The organism is Rhizobium sp. CRRU65, from assembly GCF_048551595.1.
In the GTDB taxonomy this organism is placed as follows: domain Bacteria; phylum Pseudomonadota; class Alphaproteobacteria; order Rhizobiales; family Rhizobiaceae; genus Rhizobium; species Rhizobium leguminosarum_J.
Genome location: NZ_JBLYZH010000001.1, coordinates 190,636 through 207,628, shown reverse-complemented (window position 1 = coordinate 207,628; position 16,993 = coordinate 190,636). Strand labels below are relative to the sequence as shown.

Below are 16,993 nucleotides of genomic sequence, written 5' to 3'. Positions count from 1 at the left end.
TGCCGCCTCGCGGCATGTTAACCCGATTAGACCCCCGCGCCGACGCGGTGATGCATGTTTTACGAAATAGCATTATGATCGGTCGAGCGCCTGACCGGCGGAGGGGCTGGCTGCGGATATGTGATCCGCGCGGAATGGAGGACGGCAGGATTTGGAACGGCTGAAGGATCTGGATAGTGCTCTCGCGCGAGAAGGTGGCGGTTCCACATCGCCTCCGTATGAACGGCCCGGCGTCGTGGCTGCCGCCGTTTACCAGCATGGGCAACGCATTCGCGACATCAGGATAGAAGAGGCCGGCGAGTGGCGAAGCCGGGAGAATGCCATCGTCTGGATCGGCCTGCACGAGCCGGATGAAGTGCTGCTGCATCAGGTCCAGGCCGAGTTTAATCTCCATGCCTTGGCGATCGAGGACGCGGCACAGCCGCACCAGCGCCCGAAGCTGGAGATTTACGGGGACGCGATGTTCATCGTCGCCCGGACCGCCCATATGAAGGATGACGAAATCATCTTCGGCGAAACGCATTTGTTTGTCGGTCGCGGTTATGTCGTCTCCGTTCGCCACGGGGATTCGTCTTCCTATCTGGCGGTGCGGCAGCGGTGCGAGGCCACGCCGGCAGCACTGGCCCACGGCGAGAATTATATTCTCTATTCCATCCTCGATTTCATCGTCGACAACTACATGCCTGTCATCGAGGTTGTGCAGGAGGAGGTCGAGAAGCTCGAGGATCTGGTGCTGCGCGAACAGCTGGAAAAGTCCGACATCGAGCGGCTTTACCTGCTGCGGCGCAAGCTGCTGCGGCTGCGCAATGCCGTGGTGCCGCTCGTGGACGTCTGCCGGCGGTACGAGCACATCGATCTACCCGGCATGGACCCGACGCTGCAGTCGCTGTTTCGCGATGTGACCGATCACGTGCGCCGGGTTCAGGAAGATATCGATGCGTTGCGCGAGGTCCTTGCCTTCGCCTTCGAGGCCAGCGTGATGATCGGCCAGACGGAGCAGACGGCGATCGCCCGCAAGCTCGCCGCCTGGGCGGCAATCCTCGCCGTTCCCACCGCGATCGCCGGTATCTACGGGATGAACTTCAGCGATATGCCGGAACTGAAAACCCAGTACGGCTATTTCGTCGTACTCGGCGTCATCGTCACCTTGTGCCTGGGCCTCTTCGGTTTCTTCCGTCGGAAGAAGTGGCTCTAAAGCGCGTCGCGACCTTTCATATTCGCTCTTCGCGCTTTAGGTCTTTGTTATTGCGCATGTCGTTATCGCAAAACCGCCGCACATTGCGCGACATCCTCTAGATATGTGACGCAGGGGGCGGGTATGCGGCAGACGGACATCCTGCTTGGCAAAGGCGCGTCAGCACAGGGCGTTTAGCAGTCGATCCCGATGCCTTCTGATATAGTCGATATCGCTCAAATACAGCCGGGCGTCTCCTGCAGCCGCGTCCTCCACGAATGTCTCATCTCCGGCCACGGCATTTACCAGCATGAAATCGACGAGCGCCTGAAGCCGCCGGCAGATCATCTCGGGGAGCTGGAGCCGGTCTTCCCCTGTCGCCCCATATACCGTGCAGAAGATTTCCGCCCGGCGCAACTGATCGTCGAGGCCGAAGGTCACGTGCGGATTGGCGGGATCGGAAAGCGGCGCCCAGCGGTAAACCGAATAGGCCAGATCCCATAAGCGCGGCGCCGGATGGGCTGTATCGAAATCGATGATCCCGACAGCCTCATCGTCTGCCGTAGCAATGTTGTAGGGCGCATAATCTCCATGGCATACGATCTCGCACGGTTCCCGCGGCGGCAGCATCCATGTCTGGATCTCGCGGTCCGATTCGAGAAACCCTTGAGATGCCGAATGAAAATCGCGCAGGAGCTTGGCTGCGGAAAGCAGCATGCGCTCCGATCCGACAAACCGGTCGCCCAAATCTTCGCAGACGCGCCCGCTGACAAAACTGACGACTTCCCGGTTCCCGGCTATCTCCACAGGATCCGGCGCTCCCAGAAAGCCTCTGCTCCTGAGATGGCGCAAAAACCGGTGCACCGTCGGCGTCCATGCGCCGGAAGGCCTGATCACGGTGTTGTCGTCACGCCAGATCTGCCCGGCTCGTCCGCCCTCCAATGGTTCCATTTTTGGTCTCCTGAAGTCTCTCTAGGCGAATTTCAGTTTTTCGAGATGGGCCTGAACCGTCGCGCCAAGGTTTGTCTCATGGCACTGCCGATAGAATGCCGCCGTGTCGGAAGCCATTCCGTCGGGGATGAGGACGAAGTCTTCCAACCGCAGGCCGCTTGAACTGCCGAGTTGCGGGTCCGCCAGCTGGCTCTCGCTCATACTGCCGACCCGATCGGCCAAGGCTTGGAAATAGGCGAGGTTGTCATCCACCGCCGAAGGGGAGCGCGTCCGGCCGTGCGCAGGGATGACCAGTCTTGCATTGAGGTCACGGATCCGCTCGAGCGAGGAACGGATCAAGCGAAGGTCGCCTGCATTTTTGCTCCAGACTTCGGGGATCGGGTATTCCACTGCGTCGACGGCCAGGCAGACGCGAAGTTCCGGAATCCATACGGCGATATGGTCGGGCGTGTGTCCCGCTGTATGAATGAGCTCCAGCGTCAGATCGCCGCCGTTGAGGGTCATAGAGGCGGAGAAGGTGATATCGGGACCGATAAGGTCGAGGTTCCGAAACCTCGACTCCTGGCTCGCCTTGTCCCTCAGGACCTCGCGTGCGGAAGGGGCGCGCAAACAGTCGAGCGCGGCGGCATGCGCGATAATGGGCGCGCGCCCGGCAATGGCGGCATTTCCCCAGAAATGATCCCAATCCATGTGCGAATTGACGACGATCAGCGGACGAGCGTTCGTCTGTGCCTCGAGCAGGTTCAGTGCCGCCATGCAGAGTTCGGGCGTTCCGAGCGTATCGATCAGCACATTGAACCTCTCGGTCCGGACGAACACGGCATCAACTTCGTCCCCCGCCCTGACGATCACGATACGATCATCGAGTTCGGGATATGAACACAACTCCACCGATGGATTCATGTCTGGTCGCCTCTATTGCAATCGCAGTGATTTCATTCGGATACATCAAGTCCCGTTCGGGCGCCTGCTCTTTCAGAGGGTGCCGAGCTTCCCGCCTGAATTGGCTTCCGCTCTACCGGAACATGGACATTCCAACGTCTCATCACGGTGTTCGGCACCGCGGCAGTGCATGTGACCATCACGCTCAATTTCGAGCGGCCATTACTCTTCGGCGTCCACCGTGTTTCGAGCGGGACTGCACATCGGGGAACCAGCGTCTTCAGGTTCGGCTCCAGCACGTCCCATTGCGGATGCCCCTTGGCGTTCTCGTGCGCAATGAAGCGCTTGGCCTCCTCGCGGATTTCGAACAGGCCATGGGTGTGCTCAGTGGAGCGATCGGTCTCGATGCTCCAGGAAGCGAGGCACAGCGCGCAAGCCGACAGGGCGGCGCTAAGGAGTGTCGATCGAAGCAATGGTGTGCCGTGAGCCGCCATGGCTCACCCTTCCGGGAAGCGGAAGACTATCCAAAGACGGCACGAAACTTCAAGGCCCATCTGCGGAAGCGGCGCCTTTGTTGCGCGAATGGAGCGCGTCCCATCGATCCTGCGCCAGTGCAGCCGGCGATGTCTGGTGCATCGTCACTGGAACTTTCGGTGGAACAACCTCCGGCAACAGAAGTTTGCCTTCAAAGCAAACTCGAGCGGCGGCCGATGTCATTCTCTCCAAACCAGGGTGTGTTGAGCACCCCACCCCGGATCTATTATGTCAATCCACTCCTTCTTCAGGGTATCGATGCATGGCGCGAGGTTTTCGACCATGCGGCGGATACCGGTTTTGACCGCGTACTGACGGCACCTCTCTTCGACCGGGGCGGGGAGCGCAGCATCTTTGCCTCCCAGGATCTGAAGCGCCTTGATCCGCAACTGTCGCTCGGAAGCGCGGTCGAAAATGGGGTGGGACGCCTAGCGGAGGCCGCCCGTAAGAGCGGCGTCGCCTTGATGATGGACCTGATGCTCGACGGCAAGGCCCGGGATCTCAAGGTGGGCTTTCACCCTGTCGATCCGAGACGCTCGCCATTGGATCCGGCAGAGCCGATGACTGCGATGGAGGCGGAGTCTCAATCCCGGCTGTTGGAAGAATGGACAGAACGGCTGCGGGGGCTGGCCGGTCTTGGCCTCTCCGGCTATCGGGCCCTGGGGATCGATCGCATTGGGCCGGCGGTTTTCAAATCGCTGATTTCGGCGGTGCGCGAGAAGACGGACGCGCAATTCCTTGCCTGGACGCCCGGCACTGATTTCGGCGTGAGGGACGCGGTCAAGAATACAGGCTTCGATGGATGTTTTTCATCGATGGCCTGGTGGGATTTTGACGAGAGATGGTTCATCGAAGAACACCGGGTCCAGAAGCCGCTCGGCTGGCAGATCGCTTTTCCGGAACCGCCCTTCGGCAGGCGTATCGCCCACGGAACCGAGAGCCGCGAAATCCTCGAACGGCGCGCCGTTAGGGCGCTACGCCTTGCCGCCTCGCTCGGCGGCGGCCTGATGGTTCCGATGGGCTTCGAATATGGCGCAGCCACGCCGCTCGATCCGACCCATGGGAATGGAACGGGTTTGCGGGGACTGCGCCATGATTTGGCTTTCGATATCTCCTCCGAAATTCGCCTTGCGAACACCGAGATCGGCAAGGAACCCCATGCACTTGCCTCATCGCTTCGGCTCATCCGCAACGCCAACGGACCGGTCTCGGCGCTGCTGCAATCGGCGGCGGAAGACCCTCGCAGCGCCGAAAATGTGCGGTTCATCCTAATCAACAGGGACCTTCGCAAAAGTGCGCCCGCTCCGGTAACAGCACTGCGCGAAGCGGGCTCCGGTTTCCTTCCCGTCGCAGCCGACGGCACGGTTCTGCGGCTGCGGGCAGGGGAGACCCTTGTCGTCGAAGGCAAGGCGCCGGCGCCGATCACATCGCGGCCAATCCTCGACGTCGCGCAGGCGATAGCTTCACCCCGACTCGCCATCGAAAATATCCTGCCGCGGGTCGACGACGGGCGCTTTCCTGTCAAACGGGTGGTCGGCGACATCCTCACCGTCGAGGCCGATATATTCGCCGACGGCCACGACCCGATCGCCGTGGTCCTGCTCTGGCGGCCGCTCGATGCGGCGGACTGGAACGAGACGGAGATGCAGCTGGTCGAAAACGACCGCTGGCGCGCCGAATTCCTGCTGGAGCGCATCGGACGCTATGAGTTTGCCGTCGAGGCATGGAAGAACCCGTTTGCGATCTTTCGCTACGAGTTGACAAAGAAGAACGATGCCAGGCTGGACCTGAAGCTCGAACTCCAGGAGGGATTGAACCTCATCCGCTCGGCTGAGGTGCATGCCGGCGCAACGCTCAATGCCGAATTGAAGGCCCTTGGTGATAGTCTCGAAGGGGCGTCCGATACCGAGCGCACGGCGATACTGCTCGATGCCGGAACATCCGAATTGATGAACAAGGCGGACAACAGGCCGTTTCGGCTTCGCTCGACGGCAAGCGCCGTCGATGCCGAACGCAAGGAGGCCGCCTTTGCCAGCTGGTACCAGATCTTCCCGCGCTCGCAGAGCGGCGATCCGGACCGGCACGGCACCTTCGACGACGTCATCCCGCGACTGCCCGCCATCCGCGACATGGGCTTCGACGTGCTTTATTTCCCACCGATTCATCCGATCGGCTCGACCAACCGGAAAGGTCGCAACAACACCCTGAAAGCTGCGCCGGGCGACCCCGGAAGTCCCTATGCCATCGGCTCCGAGGACGGCGGCCATGACGCCATCCATCCCGAGCTCGGCGAGTTCGAGGATTTCCGCCGGCTGGTCGAGGAAGCCGGCCGGCATGGCCTGGAGATTGCTCTCGACCTCGCGATCCAGGCGTCGCCGGATCACCCCTGGCTGAAGGAGCATCCCGGCTGGTTCGACTGGCGCCCCGACGGCACGATCAAATATGCTGAAAACCCGCCCAAGAAATACGAGGACATCGTCAACGTCGATTTCTACACGAAAGACGCGCTGCCTTCATTATGGGTGGAGCTCAGGGATGTCGTCCAGCTTTGGGTGGACCAGGGCGTCAAGCTGTTTCGCGTCGACAATCCGCACACAAAGCCATTTCCGTTCTGGGAATGGCTGATCGGCGATATCAGGGGCCGTCATCCCGACGTCGTCTTCCTGTCGGAAGCCTTCACCAAGCCGAAGGTGATGTACCGCCTGGCAAAGATCGGCTTCTCCCAATCCTATACCTACTTCACCTGGCGCAATGCCAAGTGGGAGCTCGAGCAATATATGCGGGAGCTGACCGAGACGGCGCCGAAGGAATTCTTCCGCCCGCATTTCTTCGTCAACACGCATGATATCAATCCGGATTTCCTGCAGAACGCGCCGCGCCCGGCCTTTCTGATCCGCGCAGCACTTGCCGCTACCCTGTCGGGATTGTGGGGCGTTTATAACGGTTTCGAACTTTGCGAGGGGCGTCCCGATGCCAAGCGCAAGGAGTATGCCGACAGCGAGAAATACGAAATCCGCGCCTGGGACTACGATCGGCCGGGCAATATCATCGCCGAAATCAGGACGCTCAATCGCATCCGCAACGAAAACACCGCGCTGCATTCGCATCTCGGGCTGACGCTGCTGAATGCGCGAAATGACAATATCCTGTTTTTCGAGAAGGCGAGCCGTGCCCGCGACAATGTCCTGCTGATCGCCATCAGCCTCGATCCCCACAATTTCCAGCAGAGCGACGTCGAGCTGCCGCTCTGGCAGTGGTCGCTGGGCGACGGCGGCACGGTGGATGTCGAAGATCTGATCGGCGGGCATCGTTTCAAGTGGACCGGCAAATGGCAGAGCATCAGTCTCAATCCTGAGGTCCTGCCCTATGCGATCTGGCGTATTCGCTCAACGGAGGCATGAATGGACACGATGAATGCAGATAGCGCGTCGCAGCCGCTCTGGTACAAGGATGCAATCATCTACCAGCTGCACATCAAGTCGTTCTACGACGCCAATGGTGACGGGGTCGGCGACTTTGCCGGCTTGCACCAGAAGCTCGATCACATCGCAGCCCTCGGCGTCAATGCCATCTGGCTTTTGCCTTTCTTTCCCTCTCCGCGTCGAGACGACGGCTACGACATCGCCGACTATGGCAGCGTCAGCCCCGATTACGGGACGGTGGAGGATTTCCGGGCTTTCGTCGACGCCGCCCACCAGCGCAATATCCGCGTCATCATCGAGCTCGTCATCAACCACACTTCCGATCAGCATCCCTGGTTCCAGCGCGCCCGCCAGGCGCCGGCAGGCTCGCCCGAGCGCGACTTCTATGTCTGGTCCGATACCGACCAGAAATTTCCGGAAACGCGCATTATTTTCATCGATACGGAAAAATCCAACTGGACATGGGACGCGGTCGCCGGCGCCTACTACTGGCACCGCTTCTATTCCCATCAACCCGACCTCAATTTCGACAGCCCTCTCGTCATGGAGGAATTGCTGAGGGTGATGCGTTTCTGGCTGGAAACCGGCATCGACGGGTTTCGTCTCGACGCTATACCTTACCTCGTCGAGCGCGAGGGGACGATCAACGAAAATCTGCCGGAAACCCACGCGATCCTCAAACGCATACGCGCCGCGCTCGATGCCACCCATCCCGGCGTGATGCTGCTTGCCGAGGCCAATCAATGGCCGGAGGACACGCGCGAATATTTCGGAGACGGCGACGAATGCCACATGGCCTTCCACTTTCCGCTGATGCCGCGCATGTATATGGCGATCGCTAAGGAGGACCGGTTTCCGATCACCGATATCCTGCGCCAGACGCCGGAGATTCCCGACAACTGCCAATGGGCGATCTTCCTTCGCAACCACGACGAGCTGACGCTTGAAATGGTGACCGACGCCGAGCGGGATTATCTCTGGGAGACCTATGCATCCGACAAACGTGCCCGCATCAATCTCGGCATAAGGCGGCGCCTAGCGCCGTTGATGGAGCGCGACCGCCGGCGGATCGAGCTGATGAACGCGCTTCTTCTGTCGATGCCGGGAACGCCAGTGATCTATTATGGCGACGAGATCGGCATGGGCGACAATATCTATCTCGGCGACCGGGATGGGGTGAGGACGCCGATGCAATGGTCTCCGGACCGCAATGGCGGTTTCTCCAGGGCAGATCCGGCGCGTCTCGTCCTGCCGCCCGTCGCTGACCCGCTCTACGGTTTCGAGGCCGTCAACGTCGAGGCGCAGAGCACGGACGCGCATTCGCTGCTCAATTGGACGCGCAGAATGTTGGCGTTGCGCGGCAGGCATCCGGCCTTCGGACGTGGCACGCTGCGGTTTCTTTCACCGGAAAATCGCAAGATCCTTGCCTATCTCAGGGAGTATGAAGGCGAGGTATTGCTTTGTGTTGCAAGTCTCTCGCGCCTGCCCCAGGCCGTCGAACTCGACTTGTCGAGCTTCGAGGGGCGCGTGCCCATTGAACTGACCGGCATGTCGCCGTTTCCGCCGATCGGCCAGTTGACCTATCTTCTGACCCTGCCGCCCTACGGTTTCTTCTGGTTCCAGCTGACGGCTGATGCCGACCCGCCGGCGTGGCGCACCGCACCGCCCGAACAGCTTCCTGATCTGTTGACGATGGTCATCCGGCGTAGCCTGCTCGACCTCGTGGACGAACCGGGCCATGCACGCATCCTGAGCGGCGAAATCTTGCCCGCCTATCTCTCCAGGCGGCGATGGTTCGGGGCAAAGGACCAGCCGCTTCAGGCCGCCCGACTGGTCTCCGCGACACCAATCCCATTCGCCGACGGCGTCGTCCTCGGCGAGCTGGAGGTCGTGCTGCCGAACCACAGCGAATCCTACCAACTGCCGCTCACGGTCGCCTGGGACGATGCCCACCCTTCCGCGCTTGCCCAGCAGCTTGCGCTTGGGAGGATTCGCCAAGGTAGACGCGTCGGTTTCCTCACAGATGGATTTGCCGTGGAGGCAATGGCGCGCGGCATTCTGCACGGACTTCGCGACCGCTCGCGCACCACCGGCCGGACCGGCACGCTCGAATTCCTTGGGACAGAACAGCTCGACAGTCTCGATATTTCGGACGAGCTGCCGGTGCATTGGCTATCGGCTGAACAATCCAACAGCTCGCTGCTCGTCGGCGACGTAGCGATGATCAAACTGATCAGGCACATCTTCCCGGGCATCCATCCGGAAGTGGAGATGACGCGCTATCTCACCCGCGCCGGCTATGACCACACAGCGCCCCTGCTCGGCGAGGTCGCGCATACCGATTCCAGCGGACGCCGTTCGACCTTGATCATCGTCCAGGGCGCGATCCGCAATCAGGGCGACGCCTGGAACTGGATGCTGAACAATCTGCGCCGCGGGGCCGACGAACTGGTGCTGAACGATCCGGCGGTCCAACCAGACGACGACGTTTTCCAGTCGCTGATCAGCTTCGTCGCGATGGTCGGCCTCAGGCTCGGTGAGCTGCATGTCGTGCTCGCTGCGAAGACTGGGGACGAGGCCTTCAGCCCGGTGGTATCAGGCGACAAAGAGGTCGAGGCGATGAAGAAGGCCGTTTCCGGCGAGGTAGCCTATGCCATGTCGAAGCTTGACGAACGCGAGCAGAATGCCGACCCTGCAATCGACCTGCTGGCGGCCCCGCTTCTCGAGCGCCGCTCCGAACTCGCAGAGCTCGCCGGGACGCTGGCGGAAAGCTGCCGCCATACGCTGATGACACGCACGCATGGCGACTTCCATCTTGGCCAGATCCTTGTCAGCGAGGGTGATGCCGTCATCATCGACTTCGAGGGCGAGCCTGCGAAAAATCTGACCGAGCGCCGCGCCAAGACAAACCCGCTGCGCGATGTCGCCGGGCTTTTGAGGTCGCTGAGCTACCTCGTGGCCACCGCGCAGCTCGATAATGACGCGGTCATCGAACACGACAACGAGGTCCGCCGCGAGGCGATCGCCCGCTTCGGGCGCAATGCCGAGGAGGCCTTTCTGGATGCCTACTGGCAGGCGGTCTCCGTATCGAAGGAGCTTGACATGCCACCCGATCAAAGACGCAGGGTTCTCGATGCCTTTCTTCTCGAAAAGGCCGCCTACGAGATCGCCTATGAGGCTCGCAACAGGCCGAAATGGCTGCCGATCCCGCTATCTGGCCTTACCGAAATCGTATCGCGTCTGGCGGGGGTCACGGCATGAATGTTGAGCGCTCGGAACTTCTGGCGGGCATCGGCCAGGATGCGCTATGGGCCTTGATCGACGGGCGCCATGGCGATCCTTTTTCGATCCTCGGTCCCCACCAAACCGGCGGCATGACGATCGTGCGGGCCTATCTGCCCGGAGCGGAAGCTGTCGATCTCATCGAGGCAGCGACCGGTCGGGTGGTGACGCCGTTCAGCATCGCCCATCCGTCCGGCCTGTTCGCGGCAGCAGCCGCGTCGAGGACGGGATACCGGCTGCGGATCACATGGCCGGATGCCTTGCAGATCACCGAGGATCCCTACAGTTTCGGCCTGCTGCTCGGAGAGCTCGACCTTCATCTGATATCGGAGGGCACCCATTATAGTCTGAGCCGGACGCTTGGCGCGGTTGATATGTCGATCGACGGGATATCGGGCGTTCGTTTCGCCGTCTGGGCACCGAATGCGCGCCGCGTCTCGGTGGTCGGCGACTTCAATGCCTGGGATGGGCGGCGAAATCCGATGCGGCTGAGACCGTCGGCGGGCGTCTGGGAGCTGTTTATTCCGCGCCTCGCCCCCGGCGAAAGATACAAGTTCGAGATCGTCGATGCACAAGGGACTTGCCTGCCGCAGAAGGCCGATCCGGTGGCCAGGGCGAGCGAGGCCGCCCCTTCGACCGCTTCCATTGTCGCATCGTCGACGCCGTTTCGATGGACCGATGACGGTTGGATGAAGGGACGGTCCCGGCAAGACAGACTGGAGGGCGCCTTCTCCGTCTATGAAGTGCACGTCGGCTCCTGGCTTCGCGACCAAAAGGATGGCAACAGGTCGCTCGACTGGGTGGAACTCAGCCAGCGGCTGGTTCCTTATGTCAGCGACATGGGCTTTACCCATATCGAGATGCTTCCGATCATGGAGCATCCGTTCGGCGGTTCCTGGGGATATCAGCCGCTTGGCCTGTTCGCTCCGACCGGCCGATATGGGACGCCTGAGGATTTCGCCTATTTCATCGACCGGTGCCATGGCGCCGGGCTCGGCGTCATCCTCGACTGGGTGCCGGCCCATTTTCCTACAGACGTCTGGGGGCTTGCCCGCTTTGACGGCAGCGCGCTCTACGAGCACGAAGACCCGCGCGAAGGCTTTCACCGCGACTGGAACACGCTGATCTACAATCTCGGCCGCAAAGAGGTGAAAGGATTCCTGATTGCCAGCGCGCTGGAATGGCTGGAGCGCTACCATATCGACGGTTTGCGGGTCGATGCCGTGGCTTCGATGCTTTACCGCGACTATAGCCGCAACGAGGGCGAATGGATCCCCAACCAATATGGTGGTCGCGAGAATCTGGAAGCGGTCGAATTCTTCAAACACCTGAACAGCATCATTCACGAGCGCTGCCCGCACGCGATGACGATCGCCGAGGAATCGACGGCCTGGCCCGGGGTGACAAAGCCGCCGGAGCAGGGGGGGCTGGGCTTCGACATCAAATGGAACATGGGCTGGATGCATGACAGCCTGAGCTACATCGAGAAGGATCCGATTTACCGCAGTTACGCCCATGGCACGATGACCTTCGGCATGATCTATGCCTATTCCGAACACTTCATTCTGCCGATTTCACATGACGAGGTCGTCTACGGAAAGGGCTCGCTGCTGGCGAAAATGCCGGGCGACGAATGGCAGAAGTTCGCCAATCTGCGCAGCTATCTCGCCTTCATGTGGGGTCATCCCGGCAAAAAGCTCTTGTTCATGGGGAGCGAAATCGCCCAGCCTGGCGAGTGGAACCATGATGGGTCGGTAACCTGGGATGTGCTGGACCGGCCTCAGCATGTCGGCATTCAGCGGCTGGTGAAGGATCTAAACGGCCTTTACGCGGACGAGCCGGCATTGCAGTTCGGTGACTTTCATCCCGAGGGTTTCGAATGGGCGGCAGCCGACGACGCCGTCAATTCCGTCCTCGGCATGCTGCGGTATGCGCCCGATCGCGCTTCACCGGTGCTGGTCATGTCGAATTTCACGCCGGTGCCACGTTACGGCTACAGGATCGGCGTGCCCAGCGACGGTGTCTGGATCGAGAAGATGACGACGGATGCGCGGGAATATGGCGGCTCGGGCCTGGTCAATGGCGCGGTGTCGACTGAGCCCGTACCCGCCCACGGCAGGCCCGTCTCCCTGTCGCTGACGCTGCCGCCGCTATCGACGATTTTTCTGCAGGGGCCGTCGCCTTGACGGCGCGGCCGCGGAACTGTCATTTCGGTGACGGTTTCACCGTCACCTGAGATAATGGATATGCGGGCGCGCATGATAGGGAGAGGCCTCGATGCGCGCCTCGACGGAGAAGACGTCACGCAGAAGGTCTTCGCTCAATACATCCTGCGGTGCGCCGGAGGCAACGATCCTGCCTTGCTGCATGATGATCAGTTGGTCGCAAAACATGGCGGCATGGTTGAGATCGTGAAGGGCGACGATGCTGGTGATCGGCAGGCCGGAGACGAGCCGCATCAGGCCAATCTGGTGCTGAATATCGAGATGGTTCGTCGGCTCGTCGAGGATCAGCTCCTCGGGCGATTGGGCGAGCGCCCTTGCGATATGGGTCCGCTGTTTTTCGCCGCCCGACAGGCTCTGCCAGCGATCGTCGCGCTTCTGCGCCATGCCGGCGCGCGCCAGCGCCTCTTCGACTGCTTCCTCGTCGGTCTTCGTCCAGCCCGAAAACATCGACCGGTGCGGGAACCTTCCGAGCTTGACGACGTCCACCACCTTCAGATTGGCATTTGTCGTGGCGTGCTGCTCGACGAAGGCGATGCGCCTGGCGATCGAGCGGCGGCTGATCGTGCCGATGTCGCTCCGGTCGAGCGTAACACGACCGGAATGCGGCCGCTTCAGGCCGGCCAGAAGCCGCAGCAATGAGGTCTTGCCCGAGCCGTTCGGGCCGAGCAAACCAAGCATCCGGCCGGGCTGCGCCTCCATGGAAACGCCATCGAGAATGGTCTTCTTACCAATTTTCCAGATGAGGTTGTCGGCTTTGATGCTCATGATGCGCGCTGGAACCGGTAGAGGATGATAGAGAAGAAGGGGACGCCCACCAGGGCCGTGACGACGCCGATCGGCAAGATCTGATTGGGAATGAGGGCGCGCGCGGCAATGTCGGCGAGCACCATGAAGATCCCTCCTGCTATGGCGCAGGCTGGCAGCAGGCGCACATGCAGCGGCCCGACGACAAAGCGGGCGACATGCGGGACGACGAGGCCGACGAAGCCGATCGACCCCACCATGCTGACGATCGTCGCCGTCATCATCGCCGTCAGCGCGAAGAGCACCATGCGCGCGCGGCCGACATTGACGCCGAGCGAGGAAGCCGCCTCGTCGCCGAAAGCGAAGGCGTCGAGCACGCGGGCGTAAAACAGGCAGCCGATGAGGCCGATGCCGACGACAATCGAGACCAGCGCGAATTCCGGCCAGCGCACACCGCCGAAGCTGCCGAGCAGCCAGAACATGACATCGCGGGCCTGCTGCGCATTGGCTGAGGTGGTGACGATATAGGACGTGGTGGCGTTGAAAAGCTGCGAAGCGGCGACACCGGCAAGGATGGTGCGATCCGCGCCGCCGCGCGTGCCGTTCGAGAGCAGCGCCACGAAGAAGAAGGCCGCGAAGGCGCCTGCAAAGGCGCCGGCCGAAAGCGAGACCGCGCCGGCGCCGATCCCGAGAATGACAATTGCGACGGCGCCAGTCGAGGCGCCGGCGGAGATGCCGAGAACATAGGGCTCGGCAAGCGGGTTGCGCAGCAGCGACTGCATGATCGCGCCCGACAGCGCAAGGCCCGCGCCGCAGAAGGCGGCAACGAGCGCCCGGCTGAGACGATAATCCCAGATGACGGTCTCGTGGATGCGGTTCAGTTCGACCGCGGTCCATCCCAGCCGGTTGGTGACGGCCGAAAACGTGGTTGCAAGCGGGATCGGCAGGTCGCCGATCCCGACGCTGACGCCAATGGCGATAGCGATGAGGCAGAAAGAGGCGAGGAGCAGTGCGAGGACGGCTCCCAGCTGCCGGAAGATACGGCCCGCTTCCGTCACTTCAACAGACCGAGAGCCTTCAACTGGCCGGCCACCTGTTCAGCGCCGTAGACCGTGCGGACGGTCGGGTTCATCGCCTGGCCGTCCATGATCACGATCGCCTTGTTCTTGACGGCAGGGATCTGGCTGACGGCCGGATCGGTGTTCAGGAAATTGATCTTGGCCTCCGGCTTGTCGAGCTCCCAGCGGTTGCGGTCGAGACTGGCGACGACGATGATGTCGGGATCGGAGGCGATGATGCCTTCCCAGCCGAGTGTCGGCCATTCCGCTTCCGCTGATATCGCATTGTGTCCGCCGAGCAGGTCGGCGATGAAGCCGGACGCGCTGTTCTTGCCGCCGAGATAGGCATCGGCCGACGGGCTGGGGCTGGAGAACCAGAAGACGTAGGAAAGGTTCTTGCCGTCCTTCGAAACGCTGGAGCGAAGCTTGGCTTCGCGCGCCTTGAAGTCGGCGATCAGTGCCTGGCCGCGATCGGCGACGTCGAAGATCTGCGAGAGTTCATCGATTTCCTTGTAGAGAAGATCCATGTTCCACAGCTCGGCGCGGCTGCCGTACTGGTCCTTGACGTCCTTGGTGCTGAGGCAGGTGCTGGGCGAGAGATAGGTCGCGACGCCCACCTTGTCGAAATCTTCGCGCTTGGCGATCTTGCTGTTCGGCCCGACCAGGCTCGGCAAGGCCACCGCCACGAAGTCGGGATTTTCGGCGAGCATCGATTCGAAGGTCGGCATCTCGACGGTCAGAAGCTTGACCTTGGCATTGGCTTCGGCGAGCTGCGGCAGGACCTTGCTCGGCCAGAAGGCCGTGCCGGCCATCTTGTCCTGAAGGCCGAGCAGCAGCAGGATTTCAGCGCTGTTCTGGCCAAGGCCGATCGCCCGTTCGGGTGCCTTCTGGAAAGTCACCTGCGCGCCGCAGTTTCCCAGGCTCAGCGGATAGGTCGTCGAACCGGCCAAAGACGGATTTGCGGCAAGGCCGATCATGGCGGAAAGGCCGCAGGCGGCCAGAAGCGATTTGAGGCTGGTCACGAAGTTTCCCCGGTGAGTGAGTACATCCGGCCGCCGTATAGCCTCAGAAACGGGCGGAAAACAAGACCAAAAAAATCAACTTATCTCAAAATTGACAGCGCTTTTGCTGCCGGGCTACGTGCCATCACCCGCTAAACTGCAGCGATGCTCGTCATTGCGAGCCAGTGCCGGAACCAGCGGATCGAGATCGTTTATCGCCGCGCCCACCATGTCCGAGCGGCTGAGAAGCTGCGCCAACGATCCAGCGTCCGTCGTGGCTGAAAGCGCCTCGGCCAGCTCATTTGCCGGGACATTCGTAGAAATGCGCTCCAGCGCCGACGTCGCGCGTCGCAGAAACGCACTCCTGATGGAGTTCGGTTCTTCCTGCACAGTGAAGGGACCGGATACGTGATTGTCCACTGAGTGGCTCCTTGGTTGACAAGGTATTTTTGTGGCTCATGATCATATCAAGTCAACCATGTAACGAAGCCGGCGCTCATCAGTGAGCTCCAAAAAACTCCCTCATCGCCCGGGAGAGCGCATATGGATTTTCCTCGGCCACGTGGTGACCGCTCTCTATGCCGAAACCTCGCACATCATCCGCCCAGCTTCGCCAGATGGCGACAGGATCGCCATAGATCTTTTCCAGGTCGTCCCTGAGCGACCAAAGGCACAGCATGGGGCAGGTCACTTTCCTGCCGGCGTCGCGGTCCGCGCTGTCGTGCAGATGATCGATGCTGAGGCCGGCGCGATAATCCTCGATCATGCCATGGATCACAACGGGATCACGGATGACGTCGAGCAGGTCATCATAGGCCTCCGAACCCATCAGCCTGGTGACAGCTTGTCGTACCAAGCTAGCGGATCGGCTGAAATTGCGCGTTCGGGTTTTTCCGGCTGGGCAAAGAAAAACCAGTGATACCAGTCTCTGGCAAAGGTCCAGTCGGCGCGCTCCAGATGCTCGATAACAGGAATGGCGTCCACGATGACGAGCTTGCGCACGCAGGCGGGATGATCCATCGCCATGCGGAACGCCGTTAAGCTTCCACGGTCGTGTCCCGCTACGAAGAAGCTTTCGTGTCCCAATCGTTTCATCAGCTCGACGAGGGCGTGAGCCTTGGCGCGCTTAGAGGAATTGCTGCTATCCGGAGCGTCGCCCGGCTGATAGGAGCGGCCGAAGCCAGGAAGATCGGGACAGACGACGTGGTAGCCCGATGACAAGAAATCTGCAGCTTTGCCCCAGGTCATATGGGTCCTTGGGTGGCCGTGGAGAAGAAGAACGGCTGGCCCCGATCCTCCGTGACGGACACGAAGCGAGCCTGCTGCGGTGTCGATCGCATCCAGGGTGAAGCCATCGAACATCTTCAGCTCAGCTTTCCCACGAGCTTGGCATAGTCCGAAAATGTCAGCCGTTCGCCTTTCCTGCCTGCCTCCTCGGCGAGCTGCAGCACACGGATGGGAAACAGGATCGCGGCGCGGTTGGCACCGGACAGTTCATGGTCGTCATCGTCTTCGATTGCCTTCTTGGCTTTCGAGAGCGCGGCATTGAGTTCTTGGCTGGTGAGCAATTCTTTCTCGACGATCGCATCACAAATCGACGCCATGGCCATGATCAGGCCCTTGAGCTGGAGGTTGGCCGTATTCATGAGAACTCCGAGGAAACGATGGATGGGACGATGGCGCTCCGGCTCATCGCCGATTGCGCCGCGGCATTGCTACG

The 16,993-nt window shown here is 61.2% G+C and carries 11 protein-coding genes and 2 pseudogenes; 4 read left to right on the top strand and 9 right to left on the bottom strand.

The window, feature by feature from the left end; all coding sequences use genetic code 11:
- The first annotated feature begins 151 nt into the window (after positions 1-151).
- Positions 152-1,195: a magnesium and cobalt transport protein CorA gene (locus ACM5SV_RS00960; RefSeq protein WP_003562777.1), complete on the top strand. Its 1,044-nt coding sequence runs from the start codon at positions 152-154 to the stop codon at positions 1,193-1,195.
- A gap of 159 nt (positions 1,196-1,354) precedes the next feature.
- On the opposite strand, the gene ACM5SV_RS00955 is transcribed toward ACM5SV_RS00960, so the two are convergent.
- The 3 genes from ACM5SV_RS00955 to ACM5SV_RS00945 are packed head-to-tail and all read right to left on the bottom strand — an operon-like array spanning position 1,355 to position 3,501.
- Positions 1,355-2,125 (bottom strand): aminoglycoside phosphotransferase family protein, encoded by a 771-nt coding sequence (locus tag ACM5SV_RS00955; protein ID WP_003562775.1) that lies wholly within the window; start codon positions 2,123-2,125, stop codon positions 1,355-1,357.
- 21 nt (positions 2,126-2,146) lie between these two features.
- Positions 2,147-3,028 carry an MBL fold metallo-hydrolase gene (locus ACM5SV_RS00950; RefSeq protein ID WP_419424909.1) on the bottom strand — a complete coding sequence of 294 codons (882 nt, stop codon included), beginning with the start codon at positions 3,026-3,028 and terminating at the stop codon, positions 2,147-2,149.
- Between the two features lie 32 nt (positions 3,029-3,060).
- Positions 3,061-3,501 (bottom strand): hypothetical protein, encoded by a 441-nt coding sequence (locus ACM5SV_RS00945; RefSeq protein ID WP_003562771.1) that lies wholly within the window; start codon positions 3,499-3,501, stop codon positions 3,061-3,063.
- Between the two features lie 216 nt (positions 3,502-3,717).
- Between ACM5SV_RS00945 and ACM5SV_RS00940 the strand changes: the two genes are divergently transcribed.
- Genes ACM5SV_RS00940 through glgB form a run of 3 tightly spaced genes read left to right on the top strand, consistent with a single transcriptional unit; the run spans position 3,718 to position 12,431 of the window.
- Complete coding sequence (locus ACM5SV_RS00940) at positions 3,718-6,942, top strand: alpha-1,4-glucan--maltose-1-phosphate maltosyltransferase (protein WP_419424908.1); 3,225 nt, start codon at positions 3,718-3,720, stop codon at positions 6,940-6,942.
- A complete protein-coding gene (gene treS, locus ACM5SV_RS00935) occupies positions 6,943-10,224 on the top strand; it encodes a maltose alpha-D-glucosyltransferase (protein ID WP_221968908.1) in 3,282 nt (1,093 codons plus the stop codon).
- Positions 10,221-12,431, top strand: a complete 2,211-nt coding sequence (glgB, locus tag ACM5SV_RS00930) for a 1,4-alpha-glucan branching protein GlgB (RefSeq protein WP_419424907.1) — start codon at positions 10,221-10,223, stop codon at positions 12,429-12,431. Before treS ends, glgB begins: the two co-directional genes overlap by 4 nt.
- A 42-nt stretch (positions 12,432-12,473) precedes the next feature.
- Here the strand turns inward: glgB and ACM5SV_RS00925 are convergent, their stop codons facing one another.
- The 6 genes and pseudogenes from ACM5SV_RS00925 to ACM5SV_RS00900 all read right to left on the bottom strand — a co-directional run bounded on the left by ACM5SV_RS00925 (position 12,474) and on the right by ACM5SV_RS00900 (position 16,919).
- The gene (locus ACM5SV_RS00925; RefSeq protein ID WP_128406888.1) at positions 12,474-13,235 is read right to left on the bottom strand and encodes an ABC transporter ATP-binding protein; all 762 of its coding nucleotides are present in this window, start codon (positions 13,233-13,235) and stop codon (positions 12,474-12,476) included.
- On the bottom strand, positions 13,232-14,272 hold the full coding sequence (locus tag ACM5SV_RS00920) for a FecCD family ABC transporter permease (RefSeq protein ID WP_222016201.1): 1,041 nt from the start codon (positions 14,270-14,272) through the stop codon (positions 13,232-13,234). The genes ACM5SV_RS00925 and ACM5SV_RS00920 overlap by 4 nt, the downstream gene beginning before the upstream one ends.
- On the bottom strand, positions 14,269-15,294 hold the full coding sequence (locus ACM5SV_RS00915) for an ABC transporter substrate-binding protein (RefSeq protein ID WP_003562760.1): 1,026 nt from the start codon (positions 15,292-15,294) through the stop codon (positions 14,269-14,271). The genes ACM5SV_RS00920 and ACM5SV_RS00915 overlap by 4 nt, the downstream gene beginning before the upstream one ends.
- 132 nt (positions 15,295-15,426) lie before the next feature.
- A pseudogene (locus tag ACM5SV_RS00910) lies at positions 15,427-15,693 on the bottom strand (DNA-binding protein); the annotation flags it as partial.
- A 79-nt stretch (positions 15,694-15,772) separates the two neighbouring features.
- Positions 15,773-16,635 (bottom strand): annotated as a pseudogene (locus tag ACM5SV_RS00905) (alpha/beta fold hydrolase).
- Positions 16,636-16,637: 2 nt separating this feature from the next.
- The gene (locus ACM5SV_RS00900; protein WP_003562757.1) at positions 16,638-16,919 is read right to left on the bottom strand and encodes a hypothetical protein; all 282 of its coding nucleotides are present in this window, start codon (positions 16,917-16,919) and stop codon (positions 16,638-16,640) included.
- Positions 16,920-16,993: the final 74 nt, after the last annotated feature.

What these genes read in the sequence shown, in the direction of transcription:
- ACM5SV_RS00925 (WP_128406888.1), bottom strand. Translation starts at nt 13,235, where the DNA reads ATGAGCATCAAAGCCGACAACCTCATCTGGAAAATTGGTAAGAAGACC.
- ACM5SV_RS00940 (WP_419424908.1), top strand. Translation starts at nt 3,718, where the DNA reads ATGTCATTCTCTCCAAACCAGGGTGTGTTGAGCACCCCACCCCGGATC.
- ACM5SV_RS00900 (WP_003562757.1), bottom strand. Translation starts at nt 16,919, where the DNA reads ATGAATACGGCCAACCTCCAGCTCAAGGGCCTGATCATGGCCATGGCG.
- glgB (WP_419424907.1), top strand. Translation starts at nt 10,221, where the DNA reads ATGAATGTTGAGCGCTCGGAACTTCTGGCGGGCATCGGCCAGGATGCG.
- ACM5SV_RS00945 (WP_003562771.1), bottom strand. Translation starts at nt 3,501, where the DNA reads ATGGCGGCTCACGGCACACCATTGCTTCGATCGACACTCCTTAGCGCC.
- ACM5SV_RS00950 (WP_419424909.1), bottom strand. Translation starts at nt 3,028, where the DNA reads ATGAATCCATCGGTGGAGTTGTGTTCATATCCCGAACTCGATGATCGT.
- ACM5SV_RS00955 (WP_003562775.1), bottom strand. Translation starts at nt 2,125, where the DNA reads ATGGAACCATTGGAGGGCGGACGAGCCGGGCAGATCTGGCGTGACGAC.
- treS (WP_221968908.1), top strand. Translation starts at nt 6,943, where the DNA reads ATGGACACGATGAATGCAGATAGCGCGTCGCAGCCGCTCTGGTACAAG.